Source organism: Streptomyces sp. NPDC029526, assembly GCF_040637405.1.
Classification (GTDB): domain Bacteria; phylum Actinomycetota; class Actinomycetes; order Streptomycetales; family Streptomycetaceae; genus Streptomyces.
In genome coordinates this window covers 956,163-979,596 of the sequence record NZ_JBEZWE010000002.1, presented here as the reverse complement: position 1 = coordinate 979,596, position 23,434 = coordinate 956,163, and the positions used below count along the sequence as shown (strand labels likewise).

General features: G+C 71.8%; 23 protein-coding genes. 10 read left to right on the top strand and 13 right to left on the bottom strand.

Going from position 1 to position 23,434, the window contains the following annotated elements; all coding sequences use genetic code 11:
* Positions 1-175: 175 nt before the first annotated feature.
* The 3 genes from pta to pyk all read left to right on the top strand — a co-directional run bounded on the left by pta (position 176) and on the right by pyk (position 5,071).
* Positions 176-2,308: a phosphate acetyltransferase gene (gene pta / locus AB0F01_RS09880; RefSeq protein ID WP_362091935.1), complete on the top strand. Its 2,133-nt coding sequence runs from the start codon at positions 176-178 to the stop codon at positions 2,306-2,308.
* A gap of 65 nt (positions 2,309-2,373) precedes the next feature.
* The gene (locus AB0F01_RS09875; RefSeq protein ID WP_362092571.1) at positions 2,374-3,570 is read left to right on the top strand and encodes an acetate kinase; all 1,197 of its coding nucleotides are present in this window, start codon (positions 2,374-2,376) and stop codon (positions 3,568-3,570) included.
* A 73-nt stretch (positions 3,571-3,643) separates the two neighbouring features.
* Positions 3,644-5,071, top strand: coding sequence for a pyruvate kinase (gene pyk, locus AB0F01_RS09870; protein WP_362091932.1), 1,428 nt, complete (start codon positions 3,644-3,646; stop codon positions 5,069-5,071).
* 151 nt (positions 5,072-5,222) lie between these two features.
* On the opposite strand, the gene AB0F01_RS09865 is transcribed toward pyk, so the two are convergent.
* The 4 genes from AB0F01_RS09865 to AB0F01_RS09850 form a co-directional block, all read right to left on the bottom strand.
* Positions 5,223-6,587 carry a hypothetical protein gene (locus AB0F01_RS09865; protein ID WP_362091929.1) on the bottom strand — a complete coding sequence of 455 codons (1,365 nt, stop codon included), beginning with the start codon at positions 6,585-6,587 and terminating at the stop codon, positions 5,223-5,225.
* Positions 6,577-7,146, bottom strand: a complete 570-nt coding sequence (locus tag AB0F01_RS09860) for a DUF6114 domain-containing protein (protein WP_362091926.1) — start codon at positions 7,144-7,146, stop codon at positions 6,577-6,579. Before AB0F01_RS09860 ends, AB0F01_RS09865 begins: the two co-directional genes overlap by 11 nt.
* A 119-nt stretch (positions 7,147-7,265) precedes the next feature.
* Positions 7,266-7,901: a DUF6230 family protein gene (locus tag AB0F01_RS09855; RefSeq protein WP_192231480.1), complete on the bottom strand. Its 636-nt coding sequence runs from the start codon at positions 7,899-7,901 to the stop codon at positions 7,266-7,268.
* A 768-nt stretch (positions 7,902-8,669) separates the two neighbouring features.
* Positions 8,670-9,650 (bottom strand): tetratricopeptide repeat protein, encoded by a 981-nt coding sequence (locus AB0F01_RS09850; protein ID WP_362091923.1) that lies wholly within the window; start codon positions 9,648-9,650, stop codon positions 8,670-8,672.
* A 260-nt stretch (positions 9,651-9,910) separates the two neighbouring features.
* Here AB0F01_RS09850 and AB0F01_RS09845 point away from each other — a divergent pair, with 260 nt between their 5' ends.
* Positions 9,911-10,534 (top strand): TetR/AcrR family transcriptional regulator, encoded by a 624-nt coding sequence (locus AB0F01_RS09845; RefSeq protein WP_362091920.1) that lies wholly within the window; start codon positions 9,911-9,913, stop codon positions 10,532-10,534.
* Positions 10,535-10,624: 90 nt separating this feature from the next.
* Here the strand turns inward: AB0F01_RS09845 and AB0F01_RS09840 are convergent, their stop codons facing one another.
* Positions 10,625-12,325: a methylmalonyl-CoA mutase family protein gene (locus AB0F01_RS09840; protein WP_362091917.1), complete on the bottom strand. Its 1,701-nt coding sequence runs from the start codon at positions 12,323-12,325 to the stop codon at positions 10,625-10,627.
* 95 nt (positions 12,326-12,420) lie between these two features.
* Between AB0F01_RS09840 and AB0F01_RS09835 the strand changes: the two genes are divergently transcribed.
* Positions 12,421-12,762: a DUF3817 domain-containing protein gene (locus AB0F01_RS09835; RefSeq protein WP_362091914.1), complete on the top strand. Its 342-nt coding sequence runs from the start codon at positions 12,421-12,423 to the stop codon at positions 12,760-12,762.
* Positions 12,763-12,787: 25 nt separating this feature from the next.
* Here the strand turns inward: AB0F01_RS09835 and AB0F01_RS09830 are convergent, their stop codons facing one another.
* The 4 genes from AB0F01_RS09830 to AB0F01_RS09815 form a co-directional block, all read right to left on the bottom strand.
* On the bottom strand, positions 12,788-13,264 hold the full coding sequence (locus tag AB0F01_RS09830; protein WP_362091911.1) for a hypothetical protein: 477 nt from the start codon (positions 13,262-13,264) through the stop codon (positions 12,788-12,790).
* Between the two features lie 155 nt (positions 13,265-13,419).
* Entirely contained in the window at positions 13,420-13,929 is a 510-nt protein-coding gene (locus AB0F01_RS09825) for a MarR family transcriptional regulator (protein WP_362091908.1), read from the bottom strand.
* A gap of 431 nt (positions 13,930-14,360) precedes the next feature.
* Positions 14,361-14,675, bottom strand: coding sequence for an MTH1187 family thiamine-binding protein (locus tag AB0F01_RS09820; protein WP_362091905.1), 315 nt, complete (start codon positions 14,673-14,675; stop codon positions 14,361-14,363).
* The gene (locus AB0F01_RS09815) at positions 14,672-15,016 is read right to left on the bottom strand and encodes a DUF3817 domain-containing protein (protein WP_362091902.1); all 345 of its coding nucleotides are present in this window, start codon (positions 15,014-15,016) and stop codon (positions 14,672-14,674) included. Before AB0F01_RS09815 ends, AB0F01_RS09820 begins: the two co-directional genes overlap by 4 nt.
* A gap of 174 nt (positions 15,017-15,190) precedes the next feature.
* On the opposite strand from AB0F01_RS09815, the gene AB0F01_RS09810 reads away from it, so the two are divergent.
* The 4 genes from AB0F01_RS09810 to AB0F01_RS09795 all read left to right on the top strand — a co-directional run bounded on the left by AB0F01_RS09810 (position 15,191) and on the right by AB0F01_RS09795 (position 17,844).
* Positions 15,191-15,823 (top strand): AIM24 family protein, encoded by a 633-nt coding sequence (locus tag AB0F01_RS09810; protein WP_362092568.1) that lies wholly within the window; start codon positions 15,191-15,193, stop codon positions 15,821-15,823.
* Between the two features lies 1 nt (position 15,824).
* A complete protein-coding gene (locus tag AB0F01_RS09805; RefSeq protein WP_362091899.1) occupies positions 15,825-16,475 on the top strand; it encodes an AIM24 family protein in 651 nt (216 codons plus the stop codon).
* On the top strand, positions 16,472-17,272 hold the full coding sequence (locus AB0F01_RS09800; protein WP_362091896.1) for an AIM24 family protein: 801 nt from the start codon (positions 16,472-16,474) through the stop codon (positions 17,270-17,272). Before AB0F01_RS09805 ends, AB0F01_RS09800 begins: the two co-directional genes overlap by 4 nt.
* Positions 17,273-17,367: 95 nt before the next feature.
* The gene (locus tag AB0F01_RS09795; RefSeq protein WP_362091893.1) at positions 17,368-17,844 is read left to right on the top strand and encodes a MarR family transcriptional regulator; all 477 of its coding nucleotides are present in this window, start codon (positions 17,368-17,370) and stop codon (positions 17,842-17,844) included.
* A 121-nt stretch (positions 17,845-17,965) separates the two neighbouring features.
* On the opposite strand, the gene AB0F01_RS09790 is transcribed toward AB0F01_RS09795, so the two are convergent.
* Together AB0F01_RS09790 and AB0F01_RS09785 are read right to left on the bottom strand one after the other, a co-directional pair.
* Complete coding sequence (locus AB0F01_RS09790; RefSeq protein ID WP_362091890.1) at positions 17,966-19,429, bottom strand: ATP-binding protein; 1,464 nt, start codon at positions 19,427-19,429, stop codon at positions 17,966-17,968.
* Positions 19,429-20,034: a response regulator transcription factor gene (locus tag AB0F01_RS09785; RefSeq protein ID WP_362092566.1), complete on the bottom strand. Its 606-nt coding sequence runs from the start codon at positions 20,032-20,034 to the stop codon at positions 19,429-19,431. Before AB0F01_RS09785 ends, AB0F01_RS09790 begins: the two co-directional genes overlap by 1 nt.
* 267 nt (positions 20,035-20,301) lie before the next feature.
* On the opposite strand from AB0F01_RS09785, the gene AB0F01_RS09780 reads away from it, so the two are divergent.
* Entirely contained in the window at positions 20,302-20,988 is a 687-nt protein-coding gene (locus tag AB0F01_RS09780; protein WP_362091887.1) for a PepSY domain-containing protein, read from the top strand.
* A gap of 168 nt (positions 20,989-21,156) precedes the next feature.
* Here AB0F01_RS09780 and meaB read toward each other — a convergent pair whose 3' ends face one another.
* Both meaB and AB0F01_RS09770 read right to left on the bottom strand, forming a co-directional pair.
* A complete protein-coding gene (gene meaB / locus AB0F01_RS09775; protein WP_362092563.1) occupies positions 21,157-22,113 on the bottom strand; it encodes a methylmalonyl Co-A mutase-associated GTPase MeaB in 957 nt (318 codons plus the stop codon).
* 45 nt (positions 22,114-22,158) lie between these two features.
* Positions 22,159-23,373 carry an acetyl-CoA C-acetyltransferase gene (locus AB0F01_RS09770; protein ID WP_192230364.1) on the bottom strand — a complete coding sequence of 405 codons (1,215 nt, stop codon included), beginning with the start codon at positions 23,371-23,373 and terminating at the stop codon, positions 22,159-22,161.
* Positions 23,374-23,434: the final 61 nt, after the last annotated feature.

Sequence of the window (23,434 nt, the reverse complement as noted above, 5' to 3'; positions counted from 1 at the left end):
CGGACCGGTCCTCCCCGTGGTGCCGCCCCTCCCGGCCCGGGCGGACGGAAGGGCGTCCGGGCGGGCTGCGAGGGTACGGTCAGGAGGGCTGTCCCGTTCGCCGCCCGGCCGGTTTCCGGGCGCCCCGGGGCGGTCCCGGAACCACCGCCGACACCCGACGGAACGGAGAGCGCGCGTGACCCGCAGCGTGTACGTGACCGGCATCGACCGCGGCGACGGCCGCCAGGTCGTCGAACTGGGAGTGATGGAGCTCCTGACCCGGCAGGTCGACCGGGTCGGCGTCTTCCGTCCCCTGGTGCACGACGGTCCGGACCGCCTGTTCGAACTGCTGCGGGCCCGCTACCGGCTCACCCAGGACCCGGCGACCGTCTACGGCATGGACTACCACGAGGCCTCGACGCTGCAGGCCGAGCGGGGCACCGACGAGCTGGTGGCGACGCTCGTCGACCGCTTCCACCGGGTCGCCCGGGACTACGACGTCGTCCTGGTCCTCGGCACCGACTACGCCGACACCCAGTTCCCGGACGAGCTGTCCCTCAACGCGCGGCTCGCCAACGAGTTCGGCGCCTCGGTGATCCCGGTCGTCGGCGGGCGCCGGCAGACCGCCGAGTCGGTGCGCGCCGAGACCCGCAACGCCTACCGCGCCTACGACACCCTCGGCTGCGACGTGCTCGCCATGGTGGTCAACCGGGTGGCCCCCGAGGACCGCGACGAGATCGCCGAACGGCTCACCACCCGGCTGCCGGTGCCCTGCTACGTCGTCCCGGACGACCCCGCGCTGGCCGCGCCCACCGTCTCCCAGATCGCGCAGACGCTGGGCGCCGAGGTGGTCCTCGGCGACGACTCCGGGCTGTCCCGGGACGCCCTGCACTTCGTCTTCGGCGGCGCGATGCTGCCCAACCTGCTCGCCGCGCTGCACCCCGGCAGCCTGGTCATCACCCCCGGCGACCGCGCCGACCTGGTGGTGGGGGCCCTGGCCGCGCACAGCGCCGGGACCCCGCCGATAGCGGGCGTCCTGCTCACCCTCGACGAGGTGCCCGGCGAGGCGATCCTCACCCTCGCCGCCCGCCTCGCGCCCGGCACCCCGGTGCTGTCGGTGCCCGGCAACAGCTTCCCCACCGCCGAGCAGCTGTTCTCCCTGGAGGGCAAGCTCAACGCGGCCACCCCGCGCAAGGCGGAGACCGCGCTCGGCCTGTTCGAGCGGTACGCCGACACCGGGGAGCTGAGCCGCCGCGTCTCCGCGCCCAGCAGCGACCGGGTCACCCCGATGATGTTCGAGCACTCGCTGCTGGAGCAGGCCCGCTCCGACCGGCGGCGGGTGGTGCTGCCGGAGGGCACCGAGGAGCGGGTGCTGCACGCGGCGGAGGTGCTGATGCGCCGCGGGGTGTGCGACCTGACGCTGCTCGGGCCGGTGGACGGCATCCGCAAGAAGGCCGCCGACCTGGGCATCGACCTCGGTGACGCGCAGCTGATCGACCCCGCCGTCTCCGAACTGCGGGAGGCGTTCGCCGCCCGGTACGCGGGGCTGCGGGCGCACCGGGGCGTCACCGAGGAACTGGCGTACGACGTGGTCTCCGACGTGAACTACTTCGGCACCCTGATGGTCCAGGACGGTCTGGCCGACGGCATGGTGTCCGGCTCGGTGCACTCGACGGCGGCGACCATCCGGCCCGCCTTCGAGATCATCAAGACCCGGCCGGACGCCTCGATCGTCTCCTCGGTCTTCTTCATGTGCCTGGCCGACAAGGTGCTGGTCTACGGCGACTGCGCGGTCAACCCGGACCCGGACGCGGAGCAGCTCGCCGACATCGCCGTGCAGTCGGCGGTCACCGCGGCCCGGTTCGGGGTGGAGCCGCGGATCGCGATGCTGTCGTACTCGACGGGCACGTCCGGCTCGGGCGCGGACGTCGACAAGGTGCGCCGGGCGACCGAGCTGGTGCGCGCCCGCCGGCCCGACCTGAAGATCGAGGGGCCGATCCAGTACGACGCGGCCGTGGAGCCCTCGGTGGCGGCGACCAAGCTGCCGGGCTCCGAGGTCGCCGGCCAGGCGAGCGTGCTGATCTTCCCCGACCTGAACACCGGCAACAACACCTACAAGGCGGTGCAGCGCTCGGCCGGGGCGATCGCCGTCGGCCCGGTCCTGCAGGGCCTGCGCAAGCCGGTCAACGACCTGTCCCGGGGGGCCCTGGTGCAGGACATCGTCAACACCGTCGCCATCACGGCGATCCAGGCCCAGTCCCCGTCCGGGAATTCGGCACAGAACGCGTCCGACAACGCGTCCGACAACGAAGAGGCGTCCCACCCGTGAGTCCGTCCCACCCGTCGTCCCCCACCGCCCCGACCGACGCGTCCCGCCCGGCCGGTCCGGCCCGGGTGCTCGTCCTCAACTCCGGCTCGTCGTCGGTGAAGTACCAGCTCCTCGACATGAGCGACGGCGCGCGGCTGGCCACCGGTCTGATCGAGCGCATCGGCGAGCGCACCTCGCTGGTCCGGCACGTGCCGCTCGCGTCGGGCGGCGGACCCCGGGAGCGCGCCGGCCGGATCCCCGACCACGAGGCCGCGCTGAAGGCGATGGCCGAGGAGATGGCCGAGGACGGGCTGGGGCTGGACTCCCCCGACCTGGTGGCCATCGGGCACCGGGTGGTGCACGGCGGGCTGCGCTTCACCGAGCCGACCCTGATCGACGACGCCGTGTGCGCCGAGATCGAGCGGCTCATACCGGTGGCCCCGCTGCACAACCCGGCCAACCTCACCGGCATCCGCACCGCGCGCGCCCTGCGCCCCGACCTGCCGCAGGTGGCCGTCTTCGACACCGCCTTCCACACCACGATGCCGGAGGCGGCGGCCCGCTACGCGATCGACGTGAAGACCGCCGACGAGCACCGGGTGCGCCGCTACGGCTTCCACGGCACCTCGCACGCCTACGTCTCGAGGGAGACGGCGCGGCTGCTCGGGAAGGCGCCCGAGGAGGTGAACGTGATCGTGCTGCACCTGGGCAACGGGGCGTCCGCCTCGGCGGTGCGGGGCGGGAGGTGCGTCGACACCTCCATGGGGCTGACACCGCTGGAGGGGCTGGTGATGGGTACGCGGTCCGGGGACATGGACCCGGCCGTCATCTTCCACCTGATGCGGGTGGGCGGCATGTCCGCCGACGAGATCGACACGCTCCTGAACAAGCGGAGCGGTCTGGTCGGGCTCTGCGGGGACAACGACATGCGGGAGATCCGGCGCCGGGTCGACGAGGGCGACGAACAGGCGAAGCTGGCGTTCGACCTCTACATTCACCGGTTGAGGAAGTACATCGGTGCCTATTGCGCCGTTCTCGGACGGGTGGACGCGGTGGCCTTCACCGCCGGGGTCGGTGAGAACTCGGCCCCGGTGCGGGAGGCTGCCGTGCGGGGCCTGGAAGGGCTCGGCCTGGCGGTCGACGGCGCGCGGAACGCGGCGCGCGGTGACGCGGCGCGGCTGATCTCGCCCGAAGGTGCGCGGGTCGCGGTCGCCGTGGTACCGACGGACGAGGAAAGGGAGATTGCCACGCAGACCTACGCCCTGGTCGGAAAGAACAATTGAGCGTCGCCTTTCTCATTTGTATTTTCCGCCAGACGGAATATTCCGGAGCGAAACAAACGGATAGGATCGCCCCATGCGCCGTTCGAAAATCGTCTGTACCCTCGGCCCCGCGGTCGACTCCCACGAGCAGCTCGTCGCCCTGATCGAAGCCGGCATGAACGTGGCCCGCTTCAACTTCAGCCACGGCACCCACGCCGAGCACCAGGGCCGGTACGACCGCGTCCGGGCCGCCGCCAAGGAGACCGGCCGGGCCATCGGTGTGCTCGCCGACCTCCAGGGCCCCAAGATCCGTCTGGAGACCTTCGCGGAGGGTCCCGTCGAGCTGGTGCGCGGTGACGAGTTCACCATCACCACCGAGGACGTCGCGGGCGACCGGACGATCTGCGGAACCACCTACAAGGGCCTGCCGGGCGACGTCAACCGCGGCGACCAGGTACTGATCAACGACGGCAACGTCGAGCTGAAGGTGCTGGACGTCGAGGGCCCCCGGGTGCGGACGATCGTCATCGAGGGCGGTGTCATCTCCGACCACAAGGGCATCAACCTGCCCGGCGCGGCCGTGAACGTGCCCGCGCTGAGCGAGAAGGACATCGAGGACCTGCGGTTCGCGCTGCGGATGGGCTGCGACCTGGTCGCGCTGTCCTTCGTCCGGGACGCCAAGGACGTCGCCGACGTGCACCGGGTCATGGACGAGGAGGGCCGCCGGGTCCCCGTCATCGCCAAGGTGGAGAAGCCGCAGGCGGTGGAGAACATGGAGGACGTCGTGATGGCGTTCGACGGCGTCATGGTCGCCCGTGGCGACCTGGCCGTCGAGTACCCGCTCGAGAAGGTCCCCATGGTGCAGAAGCGCCTGATCGAGCTCTGCCGGCGCAACGCCAAGCCGGTGATCGTGGCGACCCAGATGATGGAGTCGATGATCACCAACTCCCGCCCGACCCGCGCCGAGGCGTCCGACGTGGCCAACGCGATCCTGGACGGCGCGGACGCGGTGATGCTGTCCGCCGAGTCGAGCGTGGGCGCGTACCCGATCGAGACCGTGCGGACCATGTCGAAGATCGTCCAGGCTGCCGAGCAGGAGCTGCTGTCCAAGGGCCTCCAGCCGCTGGTGCCGGGCAAGAAGCCGCGCACCCAGGGCGGTTCGGTGGCCCGCGCGGCCTGCGAGATCGCGGACTTCCTGGGCGGCAAGGGCCTGGTGGCCTTCACGCAGTCCGGCGACACGGCCCGCCGCCTGTGCCGCTACCGGGTCGCGCAGCCGATCCTGGCGTTCACCACCGACGAGTCCACCCGCAACCAGCTCGCGCTCAGCTGGGGCGTGGAGCCGCACGTGGTGCCGTTCGTGAACAGCACCGACGAGATGGTCGACCTGGTGGACCAGGAACTGGTCAAGCTCAACCGCTTCGGCGAGGGCGACGTCGTGATCATCACGGCCGGCTCGCCCCCCGGCGTCCCCGGCACCACCAACATGGTGCGGGTGCACCACCTCGGCGAGGCGACCTCCTGAGCGTCACGCGGCCGTACGACGCCGACGGCGCCCCCCGATGCCAGGGGGCGCCGTCGGCGCGTGTGCGGGGTCCGCGGCAGGGCCCGCCCTCCGGGCGGACGACGGGGATGTTGACGAAGCACCCCCTGGGTGTGCTGTCCGGACAGCGCACCTAGTCCACGAACTGGTGCAGCCCGGGGATGTGCAGGGTCCCGCCGAACTGGCCGGCCTGCTGCACCGTCACGTCGGTGAAGTAGATCAGCGGGATGTTCAGCGGCGGCGGGTGCTCCGGGTCGAAGGTGATGGGGATCAGCCCGAGCAGCTTCCCGGAGATGCTCTCCGTGTACATGATGGTGTCGCCGTCGCGGATCGTGGACGTCGAGCCCTTCGCGGCCTGCACGTGGTAGGTCTTGCCGGCCTGCTTGTCCTCGACCGTCTGGTGCAGGTCGCCGATGTCGGTGCCGCCGGAGACCACGTACTTCAGCACCTTCTTGGTGCTGCCGTCGGCCGTGCGCACCTGGACGATGCCCTTGTAGTCGGCGCCCTTCAGCAGCAGTGAACTGGCGTTGAGGAACCAGGGATCGTCGGGCAGCGGCACCGTGTTGTCGACACCGCCCTCGGCGTCCGTGGCGACCGGGCAGTCCGCCAGGTCGGTGGTGGACGACTCGGACGGGCTCGGCGACGGGGTGGCCTCGGCCTCCGGGGTCCCGGTGGCCTCCTCCTCCGGCTCGCCGGACTCCTCGGCCGCACCGCCGGCGCCCTCGTCCGCACCGGCCGGACCGCCGGCGGTCTCCTCGGACGCGTCCGGCTTCCCGGCGGCGGGGTCCGCGGTCTTCGCCGTGGTCTCCTTCGCGGCACCGGCCGGGTCCTCGGCCGGGTCGCCGCTCGCGGACGGGGCCGGGCTCTCCTCGGCCTCCTCGTCCTTGTCCTTGGGGGTGAAGGCGTCCTTGAGGGCGTCGCCGATCTTCTCCAGGACGTTGCGGTCGGTCTCCGACGGGGAGGGCTCCGGCCCGGCCGCCCCTCCGGTCTCCTCAGCGCTCGCGGACGGGGCGGGAGCGGGCTCGGCCTTGTCGTCGGAACCTGAATCCGGCGAAGAGGCACGGCCCTTCTGCGCGCCCGTGTCGGCGCCCTTCCCGTCCCCGGCGGAGGACGCGGCGGGCTCGCCGGTGTCCTCCGCGGGCGCGTCGGTGGCGCTCGCCGAGGGGGACGGCGTGGGCGAGGCGGAGGCGTCGTCGCCGTCCTTCTCGTCCGTGTCGTCCTGGTCGCCCTTCTCGGCCTCCTCCAGGGCCGCCAGACAGTCCTTGAACTCGTCGGCGGTCAGGCTCCTGGAGGTCGGCTGGTCGTCCGCCTGCGCGAGCGTCGGAGTGAACCCCATGCCCATCAGGACGGCGGTCGGCATCGCCGCGATGGCTATCGCCTTGCCCGCCGGCATGTGGAAGCGGGTGAACAGCGGCTTCCTGGGTGCCGCGTGCCGCGGCCCGGTTCTCGCGCGGGACTTCTCCGCGTCGGACCCGCGGGTCGCCTCGTCAGCCGGCACTGTGCCTCCCGTTCGCCCCGTTCCCCGGGCTCGTTCCTGACAGATCGTTCGGCTCGCCCACCGCTGCGGGGCCCTCGACCGGCGGCAGGGCCGTGGTCTCGTCCGCCGCGGCCTCCGGGGCGCCGTCCGTGACCCCGTGGTCCGCCGGCGGCTGCTCCGCGGGCGGCACGCCGGGCGCCCAGGCCACGGCCATCGCTCCGCCGATCAGGGCGAGCAGGAAGCCGATGAGGAAGCCGCCGAAGTTGGACACGGGGATGGACACGAGCCCGAGGAGGATCGCCGCGACTCCCGCGAAGACCCGGACGTGCTTCTGGAACCAGAGGCTGACGCCGAGGACGACGAGCAGCACGCCGATGATCAGGGACCCGGCGCCCGCCGTGGTCGCCATGGCGAGCGTCAGGTGTCCGATCTGGAGGTTGGCGTACGGGAAGTAGGCGATGGGGAGTCCGGCGAGCAGGACGAACAACCCGGCCCAGAACGGCCGTTCGCCCCGCCAGGCGCGGAACTGCAGCCTTCGGCGGGTGAACTGGCCGGTGGCGGCAGGAGTCTCGGCGCTCATGGAAAACAGCTCCCTGGTACGGCATTGCTGTGGTGGTGATGTGCGCCGCGCGTGACCACGCGCGGCGGGAAGGTGGACGGGCGGGGGCGCCACCGGCTCCCCCGCCCGTCAAGGAGTGCTTAGTAGCACTCCTTGACACCCGTCGAGAGCGACATCTTCAGGCCGCTGAGCTTGAAGGTTCCGGCGGTGGTCGCCCACGCCGTCTGCTTCACGTCCTTCAGGACGGCCTTGTCGGCCTGCTGGGCGAACCCGTACGGGTTGGCCTGCTCGTTGCCGCCCTTCATGCCCGGACCCTTGTTGGCGTCCTTGGCGGCCACACCGATGTCGATGTTCGTGAACGTGGCATCGGCGTTGAGGTCGGCGACGTCGATGTACAGGTTCTCGGCCTCGACCGGCTGAGCACCGTCACCGGCGCGCAGGATCAGGCTGACGTTCCCGAGCACCGGGATGTTCGGGGTGACGACCGACTGGCACAGGCTCTTGATGGTCGCCGACTTGAACGCCGAGACCGCGACGGGGTGGACCGTCTTCTTGCCGGTGAGGGTGTACCCCTCGTCAAGGGCGCCGTACTGCGAGAAGCCCGTACCGACGAGCTCCTTCGTGGTGACCTTGAACGACTGGCCGGACACGCTGAACGAAGCGGCGAGAGCACCCTGCGCGAGGGCGACACCTATCGCTGCCGTGGCGGCCACGCTGGGCACCATGACCACAGCGAACCGCTTCCATCTGGTCCCGCCACGCACCTGGGACTCCATATTTCCTCCTTCTCGGACGTACATCTCCTGTCCTGACGCGCCGCCAGTCGGCGGACGGCCGGACAGGGATGGGAGAAGTGCTACGTCCTCGGAAGGGGAGCGCCCGCACTCGGCGGCGCAGACTGCGCCCGAATCACCGGCGATCACCCCCGAGCGACAACCACTGGTCGCGCCTGACACGCATCACGCACAACCTGCTGGACAGGCTTCGCCGGCTGGACGAAGACCCCCCTGTCCAAGGGCCGGTGGCGACGGCCGCCGGCCCTGCTCGGTGGGGACCCAGGATCTCCCTGACCCGACCGGCTGCCGGGGGGAGGGAAGGGACCGAGCGTCGCCGATCGTGGTGCATTCTCGCCGCCCGCACAAGGGGGTTCGTTACTCGCTAGTAACGGCCGGATAACCGTGGGACGACCCAGCGGTCCCGTCCGGCGACGCTGGGTGTCCTGGCGGGGGCGTACAAAACTATTGATCAATGGACAGAAACCGACAGACCAGAGGTCGCGACTTACTCGCAGTAACAGCCGGTGTGATTGCCAAGTTTTGGCAAAGCGAGGTCGCACGGACACCCGTCGGCCAGTCTTCCCCTCGGGCACCACGGGCCGGAACCGGACAATTCAGCCGCCCGGCCCGAGTGCCCCGTCGATCGGCCGGCCCGGCACCCGGCCGGACCGGCCAGTCCCGCCTCTCCGACCGGTCCGACCGGTCCGACCGGTGCGACCGGTGCGATCAGTACCGCTCGAACCGACCGGTCGGCCCGGCCCGGCCCGCTCAGAACAGGGCGCGTGCCAGCGCCCTGCGGGCCGCGGTCACCCGCGGGTCCTCCGCGCCGACGACCTCGAACAGCTCCAGCAGGCGCACGCGCGCCGCCTCCCGCTCGTCGCCCGCCGTCCGGCCGACCGTCTCGATGAGGCGGCCGAAGGCGTCCTCGACGTGACCGCCCACCAGGTCCAGGTCGGCGGCGGCGATCTGCGCCCGGGCGTCGCCCGGCTTCTCGGCCGCCTCGGCGCGCACCTTCTGCGGGTCGAGACCCTGCACGCGCTGGAGCAGCTCGGCCTGGACCAGGCCCAGCTTGGCCTCCGGGTGGCCGGGGTCCTCGGCGAGCACGTTCCGGTACGCCTGGACGGCACCGCCCAGGTCACCGGAGTCCAGCGCCTGCACGGCGGCCTCCAGGAGGGCGTCGTGCGGCCCCGCCGGCACCTCGGCCGCGGCCGGGGCGGTGGCGCCGCCCGGCTCGGCCTCGGGGTCGACGGTGAGGCCGGTCAGGCCGAAGCGCTGCTCGGCGACCTGCACCAGCTGGTCGAGGGTCTGGCGGATCTGCGCCTCGCCGGCGGCGCCCTGGAAGAGCGGCAGGGCCTGCCCGGCCACCACCGCGAAGACCGCGGGGATGCCCTGGATGCCGAACTGCTGCATCAGCATCTGGTTGGCGTCGACGTCGATCTTGGCGAGGACGAAGCGGCCGTCGTACTCGACGGCGAGCCGCTCCAGGACGGGGCTGAGCTGCTTGCAGGGCTCGCACCACTCGGCCCAGAAGTCGATGACGACCGGGACCTCGGTGGACCGCTGCAGGACGTCGCGTTCGAACCCGGCCTCGTCGACGTCGATGACGAGATCGGCCGGGGAGACGGCACCCCCGCCGCCCTGCCGGGCCGCTTCGGCGCGCGCCTGCTCCGCCTTCGCCTTGGCCTCCTGGGCCGCCTTCACCGCGGCGAGGTCGACGACCCCGCTCATGGACATGTTCCGTGGCTGCATGGGTCTATCCTCCCCCGTACCGCGCGTGCGTGTGAAAAGCGCCCGGAAAGCCAGGCGTACGTGTGCTGTTGGGCGCCGGGTCCCCACCCCGCGCCCGGTGGGGCCCGTCGGGGCCCCGGGTGGTCGTCGCTCGGGCGCGCCGGTCTGCGCGCGCTTTCGCTACGGGTCGTAGCGTAACGGTACGGGGGCGGCGTGGAGTAGCCCCGCGCGGTGATCTCTCTCACGGACGCACGGAACCGGCCGGTGGCTAAGGTCGTGCCATGCAGAGCCGCACCCCCGCCGCCCGCACCGGGCGTCCGCGCAGCGCCGACGCGGACGCCGCGATCCTGGCCGCCACGCGTGCGGCCCTGGTCGACCTCGGCTGGTCGCGGCTCACCCTGGGGGACGTCGCGGCCCGTGCGGGGGTCGCGAAGACCACCCTCTACCGCCGCTGGGCGGGCAAGAACGAACTGGTCGTGGACGCGGTCGCGGAACTCTTCGACGAGCTGTGCCTGCCCGACCGCGGCTCGCTGGCCGCCGACATCGAGGGCGTGGTGCACCAGTTCGCCGCCATCCTGGCCCGCCCGGAGGCCCGCAGCGGGCTGATGGCGGTGGTCGCCGAGGCCACCCGGGACGAGGCGCTGCGCGAGCGGATCCGCTCCTCGATCGTGGAGCGGCAGAAACGATTGGTGCGCACCGGGCGGGCGCGGGCGCAGGCCCGGGGCGAGCTGCCGCCCGAGACGGACCCGGAGCAGTCCGCCCGCACGGTGGACCTGATCTTCGACATGGTGGCCGGTGCCGTGGTGCACCGGACCCTGGTGAGCGCGGCGCCGGCCGACGGCGAGTGGGTGCGGTCCTTCACCCGGGTCATGCTGTCGGGACTGGCCGCCGCCCCGGCCGCGTAGCCGGAACCGGCCGGGGCGGGACGGGCCGGGGCGGAACCGGCCCGAGGCGGAACCAGCCGGTGGGGGGTGGAAGGGGCGGGACGGGGCTCCCTAGAAGCCCGCCGGCTCGGTGTAGACGCCCCACTCCTCCCGGAGCACCCCGCAGATCTCGCCCAGGGTGGCCTCGGCCCGTACGGCGTCCAGCATGGGTTCGATCATGTTCGCGCCGGAGCGGGCCGCCCCGACCATGGCGTCCAGCGCGCCGCGCACCCGTGCGTCGTCGCGGGCGGCCCTGCGCTCGCCGAGCAGCCGGACCTGCTCGCGCTCCACCTCGTGGCTGACCCGCAGGATCTCCAGGTCCCCGGTGACGGACCCGGTGTGGACGTTGACGCCGACGACCTTCTTGTCGCCCTTCTCCAGCGCCTGCTGGTAGCGGAACGCCGACTCGGCGATCTCGCCGGTGAACCAGCCGTCCTCGATGCCGCGCAGGATGCCGGAGGTGACCGGCCCGATCGGGTGCTGCCCGTCCGGGTGGGCCCGCAGGCCACGCTCCTTGATCTGCTCGAAGATCTTCTCCGCGTCGGCCTCGATGCGGTCGGTGAGCTGCTCGACGTACCAGGAGCCGCCCAGCGGGTCGGCGACGTTGACGACGCCGGTCTCCTCCATGAGCACCTGCTGGGTGCGCAGGGCGATCTCGGCGGCCTGCTCGCTGGGCAGGGCGAGGGTCTCGTCGAGGGCGTTGGTGTGCAGCGAGTTGGTGCCGCCGAGCACGGCGGCCAGCGCCTCCACGGCCGTGCGCACGACGTTGTTGTACGGCTGCTGGGCGGTCAGCGAGACGCCGGCGGTCTGGGTGTGGAAGCGCAGCCACTGCGCCTTCTCGCTGCGCGCGCCGTACACGTCCCGCATCCAGCGCGCCCAGATGCGCCGGGCGGCACGGAACTTGGCGATCTCCTCGAAGAAGTCGACGTGCGCGTCGAAGAAGAAGGACAGCCCGGGTGCGAAGACGTCGACGTCCAGCCCGCGGCTGAGCCCCAGCTCCACGTATCCGAAGCCGTCCGCGAGCGTGTAGGCGAGCTCCTGCGCGGCCGTCGCACCGGCCTCGCGGATGTGGTAGCCGGAGACGGACAGCGGCTTGTAGGCGGGGATGCCGGCCGCGCAGTGCTCCATCAGGTCGCCGATCAGCCGCAGGTGCGGCTCCGGCGGGAACAGCCACTCCTTCTGCGCGATGTACTCCTTGAAGATGTCCGTCTGGAGCGTGCCGTTGAGCACGGCGGGGTCGACGCCCTGCCGCTCGGCGGCGACCAGGTACATGCAGAAGACGGGCACCGCGGGCCCGCTGATGGTCATCGACGTCGTCACGTCACCGAGGGGGATGTCCCGGAACAGGACCTCCATGTCGGCCGCGGAGTCGACGGCCACCCCGCAGTGCCCGACCTCGCCGAGGGAACGCGGGTCGTCGGAGTCGCGGCCCATCAGGGTCGGCATGTCGAAGGCGACGGACAGCCCGCCCCCGCCGTTGCGCAGGATCGTCCGGTACCGCTCGTTGGTCTGCTCGGCGTTGCCGAACCCCGCGAACTGCCGGATGGTCCAGGTCCGCCCCCGGTAGCCGGTCGGGTACAGCCCCCGGGTGAAGGGGAACTCCCCGGGCCACCCGATCCGCTCGAACCCCTCGTAGGTGTCGCCCGGCCGGGGCCCGTAGACCGGCTCCACCGGATCCCCGGACAGGGTGGTGAAGTCGGCCTCCCGCTTCCGCGCGCTGTCGTACCGGGCCTGCCACCGCCGGCGGCCCTCTTCGATGGCGTGAGCGTCCATGGCATCAAATTTACTAGGACGTCCTAGTAAAGGACAGCGGTGCACGCCAGGACGGGGGTACGGAGCCCGATACGGCACCGGCTACCCTCGACGCCATGAAGAAGAGCGTCCTGACCCGCTACCGGGTGATGGCCTACATCACCGCAGTCCTCCTGGTCCTGCTGACCGTGGGCGTGATCGGCAAGCGTCTGCTGGGCATGAGCGGCTTCGACGGCTTCGTGTCGGTGGTCGGCATCGCCCACGGCTGGCTCTACGTGCTGTACCTGATCTTCGCCTTCGACCTCGGTCACAAGATGAGGATGCCGGTGGGGCGCCAGCTGTGGGTACTGCTGGCCGGCACCGTCCCCACGGCGGCCTTCTTCGTCGAGCGGCGCGTGACCCGCGAGGCCGAGCCGCTCATCATCAAGGACACCGACCCCGCTCCCGTGGGGGCCTGACCTCCACCCCGGCGGCCCCACCACGTTACTTGGTGATGTAGTGGCACTGCGTCGCGCGCAGCTTGCCGTTGATGTGGAGCTTCGCGCACGCCTTTCCGTACGTGGGCAGGGTCCGCGCTCCGGCCCGCCGCAGGGGCGCCCCGTCACACTCGGCATGTGTGGCCCCCCGAGAGGTCAGGTACGTCCGCCCGTTGGTGTCGGCGTAGGCGAAGTCGATCCTCCAGTTGCAGAACCGGGAGAAGGTCGCGGCCAGCCCCATGCAGTCGGCCCCCGCCATCTGCCTGGTGATCCGCTTTCCCGAGCCGCTGATGGAGTGGGTCAGAAAACAGCCGACGGGGACGGTCACCGTCGCGCCCCGCACCTCGTACGAGAAGGTGCCGATGGCGCTGGACCCCGTTGCGCCGGCGTGAGCCGGGCCGGCCGCGCCAAGACTTCCGAGAGCGCAGAGCGCCAGCACGGTGAAGGAAGCGGACAGACGGCGGGCGAAATGGCGAAGGCGCACCCTCGGACTCCTCGACGATCGACGTGGAAGCCGGCCTTCCGCTTGAAGGCCGGCCACCAGTTTCCCGACGCGAGCCGAGTGGCCGAGCGTTTCTGCAGCTCCCCGGGGCTGGAACCCATCCCTACGGGTGAGGACCCTCGACAAGCTGACGGGCCTCACTCCCCCTGGAAGTCCCCCGCCGCCAGCCGCAGCGGCCGCAGCATCGCGAAGAGTTCCGTGCACTCCTCGGCGTCGTAGGCGCTCAGGCCGAAGTCCATGGCCATCAGGTCGCGGGTGGCGGACTCGACGACCTCGCGGCCCTTGTCGGTGATGGCCGCCAGGGTGCCCCGGCCGTCGTTGGGGTTGGGACGCTTGGCGACCAGGCCCGAGCGGACCAGGCGGTCCACCGTGTTCGTCACGGACGTGGGGTGCACCATCAGCCGCTCGCCGATCTTCGACATCGGCAGTTCTCCCGCCTTGGAGAAGGTGAGCAGCACCAGCGCCTCATAGCGCGCGAAGGTGAGCCCGTAGGGCTTGACCACCGCGTCGACCTCGGCCAGCAGGATCTGGTGCGCGCGCATGATCGACGTGATCGCGGCCATGGAGGGCACGCTGCCCCAGCGCTGCTTCCAGAGTTCGTCGGCGCGGGCGATGGGATCGAACGAGAGACTGAGCGGCTTCGGCACGGTGCAGACCCTATCGGCCGGTCATATGGCGGTCAGCTCCGTCTCGCGCTTCGGTCGTCCTCGCCTCGCCCCGGCGTCGAACGAGCGCTCGGACGGCAGTCCGGCGGACGCGGCCCCGGCGTCGCCGGCGCGCCCGGGTGTCCTGGTGGCCGTGTGCGAGGACGTCGGCCCGGTGGCCCGAAGGATGGTCCGGCACCGTCCGCGGCGGATGGTCCGGCACCGCGTCCGCGGCGGGGGGCAAGCCCCTGAGCGCGGGGCGGGGGTGTCCGCCAGGCGGCACCCGCGGGTGGGCGGGACCGGGACCGCGCCCCCCGGCGGGCGGGTCCGGGCCACGTCAGGCCGGTGGGGCCGGCCCGGACCGGCGGGCCCTCCTCGGCCGGGATCGAACAGCCCCCGGGGCCCCGATCAGCCGGGCCGCTCCGCGGGCCGGGTCAGGCCCGGTCGGCTCCGCCGGGGGCGGTCAGGTGCCGCTCCACCGTCTCGACCTTGGAGGTCAGCCCGTCGCTCACCCCGGGCCGGATGTCCGCCTTGAGGACGAGGGAGACCCGCGGTGCCCGCGCCTCGACGGCGGCCACCGCGCGCTTCACCACGTCCATCACCTCGTCCCACTCGCCCTCGACGGAGGTGAACATGGCGTCGGTGCGGTTCGGCAGCCCGGACTCGCGGACCACCCGCACGGCGTCGGCGACGTACTCCCCCACGTCCTCGCCGACCCCGAGCGGTGTCACGGAGAAGGCGACGATCACGCGCTCACGACTCCCTCGGTGCGGGCGCGGGAGGCGATGACCGCGTCCTCGGCCTCGCGCTTGAGTCGGCGCTCGGCGAAGAAGCCGCCGGTGGGCAGGACCATCATCAGGAAGTAGAAGACGGCCGTCTTCAGCGACCACTTGGCGCGGTTCCAGGCGTCGGCCCAGAAGATCAGGTAGAGCACGACCAGGATGCCGTGGATCGCGCCCATGACCGGGACGGCGTTGAAGTCGGTGGTCCGCTTCAGGACCGAGCAGACGAGCAGGACGAGGAAGGAGATCGCCTCGGGGCCCGAGACCAGGCGGAGTCGGCGGAGGGCGGCGGCGGTCTTGAGGTCCACGGGTCACCTTCGATGGGAGAGACGTCGGCGTCGACGGTCTGACGATTTGTGAACGCACGCACAAGCGTGCGTCCATTCTGGCAAACGTCCTCCGCGATCAACGGACGGGGTCCACCGGGGAGCCACGGACCTGTCCGGAAGGGGAGAAGTCGGGCTACGGTCACCGACGTGGCGATGTTCCGACTTCAGAGCAGCAAGGTGCTCGCCGTCGACATGACCGGGGATGCCGTGAAGGCGAAGAACGGCTCGATGGTCGCGTACGACGGCGAGATGACGTTCAAGAAGCTCACCGGGGGCGGCGAGGGCATCCGGGGCATGGTGACCCGGCGGCTGACCGGTGAGCAGATGACGGTGATGGAGGTGAAGGGCAACGGGACCTGCTGGTTCGCCGACCGGGCCGCCGAGATCAACCTCGTCGGACTCCAGGGCGAGACGCTCTACGTCGAGTCGAGCAACCTGCTTGCGGCGGACTCCGGCCTGCGCACCGGGACCACCTTCACCGGGCTGCGCGGAGCCTCGCAGGGCAACGGGCTGTTCACCACGACGGTCGAGGGGCACGGCCAGGTGGCGGTCATGTCGGACGGGCCGGCGGTCCTGCTGCGGGTCAGCCCCCGGTTCCCGCTGACGGTCGACCCCGGCGCGTACGTGGCGCACCGGGGGAACCTGCGGCAGTCGCTGCAGTCCGGTGTGACCTTCCGCACGCTGCTGGGCGAGGGCGGCGGCGAGGCGTTCCAGATCCGCTTCGAGGGTGACGGCCTGGTCTACGTGCAGCCGAGTGAGCGGAACACGATCGCGGGGGACGTGTGACATGGGTTTCGAGGAGATCAACTCCAAGATGATCCGGGCGGTCGTGACGCCCGGCCGGAGACTGTTCAGCCAGCGCGGCGCGATGCTCGCCTACCAGGGGGACGTCTCCTTCACCCCCAACCTGACCGGTGGCCAGGGCGGAGTGCGCTCGATGATCGGGCGGCGGGTCACGGGCGAGGCGACGCCGCTGATGACCGTCGAGGGCAGCGGCACCGTGCTGTTCGGGCACGGCGGCCACCACATCCAGGTGATCGACCTCTCCGGCGACACCCTCTACGTCGAGGCGGACCGCCTGCTGGCCTTCGAGGGCACGCTGGAACAGGGGACCGTCTTCCTCGGCTCGCAGGGCGGCGTGATGGGCGTGGTGCGGGGCCAGGTCTCCGGGCAGGGGCTGTTCACCACCACCCTGCGGGGCCACGGCGCCGTCGCCGTCATGGCCCACGGCGGGGTCATCGAGGTCCCGATCACCCCGCAGCGGCCCGTGCACGTGGACCCGCAGGCGTACGTCGCCCACCACGGCGACGTCCGCAACAGGCTGTCGACCGCCCTCGGCTGGCGGGACATGGTGGGCCGCGGCTCCGGCGAGGCGTTCCAGCTGGAGCTGAGCGGCAGCGGTGCGGTCTACGTCCAGGCCTCGGAGGAGAAGCTGTGAGCACCTACCCCACCCCGGGCGCCGGTCCGACGGTGTTCGACCCGACGACCCTGCCGGCCGACGACAACGTCGACCCCTACACGTTCTGCGTGGAGCTCACCGGGAGCCAGTGGTTCCTGCAGAAGGGGAAGATGATCGCCTACTACGGGTCGATCGAGTTCAACGGCATCGGGCACGGCCGACTCGACCGACTTGTCCGTACCGCGTTCCATTCGCCACTGCACGCGAGCGACTGGGTCGTGGCGGAGGGCTCGGGCAAGATGCTGCTCGCCGACCGGGCCTTCGACGTGAACTCGTATGACCTGGAGGACGGCAACCTGACCATTCGCTCCGGCAACTTGCTCGCTTTTCAGCCAAGTCTGTCGCTGAAGCAATCGATCGTGCCTGGATTTCTGACCCTGATCGGAACCGGAAAGTTCGTGGCCGCGTCCAACGGTCCGGTGGTGTTCATGGAACCCCCGGTCCGGGTGGACCCGCAGGCGCTGGTGGGCTGGGCCGACTGCCCGTCTCCGTGCCACCACTACGACCACGGCTACCTGACCGGCGTGCTGGGCGGTCTACGTGCGATGACGGGCCTCGGCGGGGCGTCCGGCGAGGAGCACCAGTTCGAGTTCGTCGGAGCCGGGACGGTGCTGCTGCAGTCCTCGGAGACACTGATGCCCGAGCAGGCCACGGGGGCGCCGCCGGCGCAGCCGGGGGTGCCCGGAGGCGGTGGTTCCGGTGGGTCCGGACCCGCGTCGGGCGGACCGCGCCTTCCCGGACAGCTCGGAGACCTCCAGCGTCGCTTCGGGCTGTGAACGGTAGTCTGCGGAGTGTGACATCGAACGCGTGCACGCAGTCACACGGAATGCCTTACTAGTTCGCCTTTCAACTTCTTAGGTAGACTGCATACATGGAGACCGAGACGGCCACGCGCTGGCTGAGCGATGCGGAGCAGTGTGCCTGGCGCACTCATCTGGAAGTCAACAAGCTGTTGACCTACCAGCTGGAGAAGGACCTGCAGCCGTTCGGCCTGACGATGAACGACTACGAAATCCTGGTGAACCTCTCCGAGTCGGAGGACCGCCGGATGCGGATGAGCGACCTCGCCTCCGCCACCCTGCAGTCCAAGAGCCGGCTCTCGCACCAGATCACCCGCATGGAGAACGCGGCCCTGGTCCGCCGCGAGAACTGCGAGTCGGACCGCCGGGGTCTGTACGCCGTGCTGACCGAGCACGGCATGGAGACCATGCAGAAGGTCGCGCCCCACCACGTGGCGTCCGTGCGGCGGCACTTCATCGACCTGCTCGCCCCCGAATCCCTGACCGAACTCGACAAGGCGCTCAAGCCCATCGCGGAGCACCTGCGCGGGCAGCGGGGACGCCCCTGACCCCGGCCCTCGGTCAGCGGGGGCGCCCCTGACCCGGGCCGCCCCCGGACGGCGCGGCGGCCGTCGCACAGCGGCTCCGACCGGGCCTCCGTGACCAGCGGCCCGTGAGCCGGGGGCCGCGTCAGGCCCCGGCCAGCGGCAGGCGGAGCTCGAACAGGGCTCCGCCCGTCGGCGCCTGTCCGACCGTGAGCGTTCCGCCGTGACGTGCGGCGACGTCCCGTGCGATGGCGAGGCCCAGACCGGCACCGCCGTCGTCGCGGCTGCGGGCGGCGTCCAGGCGGACGAACCGTTCGAAGATCCGCTCGCGGTCCGCCTCGGGCACGCCCTCACCGTCGTCCGCGACGGCCAGCACCGCCCAGCCGTCCTCCCGCCGCACGGTCACGGTCACCGTCTCACGGGCGTGCCGGCGTCCGTTGTCCAGCAGGTTGGTGAGCACCCGGGCGAGCTGCGTCTGCGAGCCGGCCACCTCGGCAGGCTCGGTCCGCGGCACCACCACACCGGTCCGTCCCGCCGTCTCCTCCCGCACCAGGGCGGCCAGGTCGACCCGGGTGTCCGAGGGCCGCTCCCCCGCGTCCAGCCGGGCCAGCAGCAGCAGGTCGGCGGCCAGGTGCTGGAGCCGCACGGTGTCCTCCACCGCGCCGTCCAGGTCGAGCAGCTCGGGGTGGGCGGCGGCCACCTCCAGTTGGGTGCGCAGGGAGGCGATCGGGCTGCGCAGCTCGTGGGACGCGTCGGCGACGAACCGGCGCTGGCGCTCGACGGCGGCCTCCAGGGCGGCGAGCGTCTCGTTGGTGGTGCGGGCGAGCCGGGCGATCTCGTCGTGCGTGTCCGGCTCGGGCACCCGGCGGGTGAGGTCCTCCGAGGCGGTGATCGCGGCCATCTCCCGGCGGATCCCGGCGACCGGCCGCAGCGCCCGCCCGGTGACCAGCCAGGTCACCACGGCGACCAGCCCGGACAGCAGCGGGACGCCGATCAGCAGCGCCGTGCGCGCCGTCCGCACGGCGCTGTGCTCGGCGGCCAGCGGACCGCCCGCGTGGACGGTGAGGCGCTCCCCCCGCGGGGTCCGCACGTCGACGGCCGCGTACCGGTAGTCCTCCGTGTCCCCGTCGATCGTCGCGGAGCCGTTGGTGAAGGTGACCTCCTGGCCGGTCTCGCCGGGCTCCAGGGACTCAGCGGCGTTCCGGCCGCGGGCCGAGTCGTCGTCATCGTCGTCGTCATCGTCGTCATCGTCGTCGTCGAAGTCGTCCTCGCGCGGCGCGTCGGCGGGCCGCGGACGCACCTCGGAGGTGGTCGTGCCGCTGATGCGCTCCAGGTCCTGGGTCCCGGCGACGAGCCGCCCGTCCTCGTCCACGATCTGCACGGGACGGTCGTCGCCGTCCAGCCCCGACAGGCCGTCGTACGGCGTCCCGGCGGCCAGCTCGGCCGCCACCGCGCGCGCGGAGCGCTCCGCCTGGGTGCCCGCCTCCCCGATCAGGTTGGAGCGCAGCGACAGGACCAGGGCCACGCCGGCGGCGGCGAGGGCCACGGCGACCACCAGGGTGGCGCCGAGGGTCGCCCGGCCCCGGACCGATCCGAACAGCAGGTTCATCACGAGGTCTCCAGCCGGTAACCGGCCCCGCGCACGGTCCTGATCAGGCCCGGGCGCAGCTTGCGGCGCAGGGCGCTGACGTAGACCTCGACGATGTTCGGGTCTCCCTCGTAGGCGAAGTCCCAGACGTGCTCCAGGATGTCCGCCTTGGACACCACCTCCCCGGCCCGCAGCACCAGCTGCTCCAGCACGGAGAACTCCTTGGCGGTGAGCGTCACCTCGTCCTCGCCCAGGAAGACCCGGCGGGCGGCGGTGTCCACCTTCAGGTCCCCGTGCACGTACACCGGGGAGGCACCGGCGGCCTGCCCGCGGCGGCGCAGCAGCGCCTTCACGCGGGCGACGAGGACGACGTAGGAGAACGGCTTGGTCAGGTAGTCGTCCGCACCCGTGTCCAGCCCCTCGGCCTCGTCGTACTCGCCGTCCTTGGCCGTGAGCATCAGGATCGGCACGTCGTGGCCGGCGGCGCGCAGCGCGGCGCAGACCCGGTAGCCGTTCAGGCCGGGCAGCATGATGTCGAGGATCACCAGGTCGTGGATGCCCTCGGAGGCCCGGTGCAGCCCCTCGGTGCCGTCGTGGACGACGTCCACGGCGTAGCCCTCGGCCATGAGCCCCCGGGCGAGGGACAGGGCGAGGCGTTTCTCGTCCTCGACGATCAGCAGCCGGGTGGGGCGGCGCGGAGCGCCTCCGGCGAGGTGGTGAGGGATGGCGGGCGGGACGGGTGGGCGCATGCGTACGAGGGTCGCAGAGCGAAGCTGAAGAGATCTTCAGGGGGCTTCAGGTTCCTCTCAGCGTCGATCGGCGACATTGAGGACGTCGAACAGCGCCAAAGCGAGCGACTCGACGTGAAGCATTGCGACTGGGGAGGAACCAGCATGAAGCGCAACATCGTGATCGCCGTCGTCACGGCCGCGGCCCTCGTCGGAGGAGGCACCGCGGCGGCCATCGCGGTCTCGGGGGACGATGTGCCGGCCACCCGGCAGGCGGACACCCGGGACGACGACCGCTACGACGACCGGGACGACCGGGACGACCGGGACGACGACCGCGACGACGACCGGGACGAGGCGCGGGCGGCCTCCGGGAAGGTGACCGCGGCCGACGCCATCGCCGCCGCCCTGAAGCACCGCCCCGGCACCGCGGTCTCCGCCGAGCTGGACGACGAGGACGATCGGGACGCCGACCGCCGGACGGTCTGGGAGGTCGACGTGCTGACCGGCTCCGACGCCTGGTACAGCGTGCGCATCGACCCGGCCACCGGCAAGGTGCTGGGCTCGGAGCGGGACGACGACGACGCCGACGACACCGCCGAGGTGCGGGCCGCGCTGAAGGGCGCCTCGGTCTCCGCCCAGGACGCCGCACGGGCCGCCGCCGCCAAGGGCACGGTGACCTCGGTGGACCTGGAGGACGACGACGAGCGGGCCTGGGAGGTCGAGACCACGAACGCCCGCGGCGCCGAGCGGGACTGGCACGTGGACCTGAAGAACGGCAAGGTCACCGCCGACCGGGACGACGCCTCCGACCGCTCGGACGACGACGCCGACGACGCCGACGACGACTGAACCGGGCCGGACGCACCCTCCGGACGAGGACGCACCACGCCCACGTGACCCGGTGACCGCGTGATCACCTGGCCCGGTACCCGTCCGCCCGGCGGCCACGTGAAAGGGGCGGTGGTGGGGAGGAACCCCCACCACCGCCCCTCACGTGTGCCGTGACCGGCCGTCCGCTCAGCCCTCGGTCAGGCCGGCGACCAGTTCGTCCGCCGCGCGGTACGGGTCCAGCTCGCCGGCGGTGATGCGGTCCGCCAGGGCGCCCAGACGGCGGTCGCCGTGCAGGTCCCCGATGCGCCGGCGCAGGGCGGTCACCGCGATGGTCTCGACCTCGTGGGAGGCCCGGGCCCGCCGGCGTTCGGCCAGCACGCCCCGCTCCTCCATCCAGGCGCGGTGCTTCTCCAGCGCCTCGACGACCTCGTCGACGCCCTCCGACCGCGAGGCGACCGTCTTGACGATCGGCGGGCGCCAGTCGCCGGGCTTGCGGGCCTCGCCGAGGCCCAGCATGTGGTTCAGCTCCCGGGCGGTGGCGTCCGCGCCGTCCCGGTCGGCCTTGTTGACCACGTAGACGTCGCCGATCTCCAGGATCCCGGCCTTCGCCGCCTGGATGCCGTCGCCCATGCCGGGGGCCAGCAGCACCACCGAGGTGTCGGCCTGGGAGGCGATCTCCACCTCCGACTGGCCGACGCCGACCGTCTCCACCAGCACCACGTCGCAGCCCGCCGCGTCCAGCACCCGGATGGCCTGCGGCGCGGCCCAGGCGAGGCCGCCCAGGTGGCCGCGGGTGGCCATGGAGCGGATGTAGACGCCCGGGTCGGAGGCATGCTCCGACATCCGGACGCGGTCACCGAGCAGCGCGCCCCCGGAGAACGGCGAGGAGGGGTCGACGGCCAGGACACCGACCCGCTTGCCCTGCCTGCGGTAGGCGCTGACCAGCGCCGACGTGGAGGTCGACTTGCCGACCCCGGGCGAGCCGGTGAGGCCGACGACGTAGGCGTTGCCGGTCAGCGGCGCCAGGGCCGCCATGACCTCCCTCAGCTGCGGGGACGCCCCCTCCACCAGGGAGATCAGCCGGGCCACGGCCCGCGGCCTGCCCTCCCTGGCCTGGGCCACCAGAGTGGAGACGTCCTGCATCACAGCTCCGTTCACGAAAGACGACCTGCCCGACACTTTCCCGGCTCAGGCCCCGGGGACCCGCACGATCAGCGCGTCGCCCTGGCCGCCACCGCCGCACAGCGCCGCCGCGCCGACGCCGCCGCCGCGCCGCTTCAGCTCCAGCGCCAGGTGCAGCACCAACCGCGCCCCGGACATCCCGATCGGGTGACCGAGGGCAATGGCACCACCGTTGACGTTCACCTTTTCCGTGGACACGCCGAGGTCCTTCATCGACTGCACGGCGACCGCGGCGAACGCCTCGTTGATCTCGATCAGGTCGAGGTCGGAGACCTCCAGGCCCTCCTTCTTCAGGGCGTGGCGGATCGCATTCGACGGCTGCGACTGCAGCGAGTTGTCCGGGCCGGCCACGTTGCCGTGGGCGCCGATCTCGGCGATCCACTCCAGGCCGAGCTCCTGGGCCTTGGCCTTGCTCATCACGACCACGGCGGCGGCGCCGTCGGAGATCTGCGAGGAGGAGCCGGCGGTGATGGTGCCGTCCTTGGCGAAGGCGGGCCGCAGCTTGCCGAGGGACTCGGCGGTGGTGTCGCCGCGGATGCCCTCGTCCTTGCTGAACAGGACCGGGTCGCCCTTGCGCTGCGGGATCTCCACCGGGGTGATCTCGGCGTCGAAGACACCGTTCTTCTGGGCGGCGGCGGCGCGCTGGTGGGAGAGGGCGGCGATCTCGTCCTGCTCGGGGCGGGCGATACCCAGGCGGGTGTTGTGCTTCTCCGTGGACTCGCCCATGGCGATGTTCTCGAAGGAGTCGGTCAGGCCGTCGTGGGCCATCGCGTCGATCATCTGCACCGCGCCGTACTTGTAGCCCTCGCGGGACTTCGGCAGCAGGTGCGGGGCGTTGGTCATGGACTCCTGGCCGCCGGCGACGACCACGTCGAACTCACCGGCGCGGATCAGCTGGTCGGCCAGCGCGATGGCGTCGAGGCCGGAGAGGCACACCTTGTTGATGGTGAGCGCCGGGACGTTCATCGGGATGCCGGCCTTCACGGCCGCCTGGCGCGCCGGGATCTGCCCCGCCCCGGCCTGGAGCACCTGGCCCATGATCACGTACTGGACCTGGTCGCCGCCGATCCCCGCACGGTCGAGGGCGGCCTTGATCGCGAAGCCGCCGAGGTCGGCTCCGGAGAACGACTTCAGCGAGCCGAGCAGCCGCCCCATCGGGGTGCGGGCGCCCGCGACGATGACGGACGTCGTGCCGTTCGGTGCGGAAGATGCAGAAGACATGAGCGGCGATCCCCTTACCGGCCTGCACAGCCGAGGAGTGAACGAGGGTTTACTTCGAATG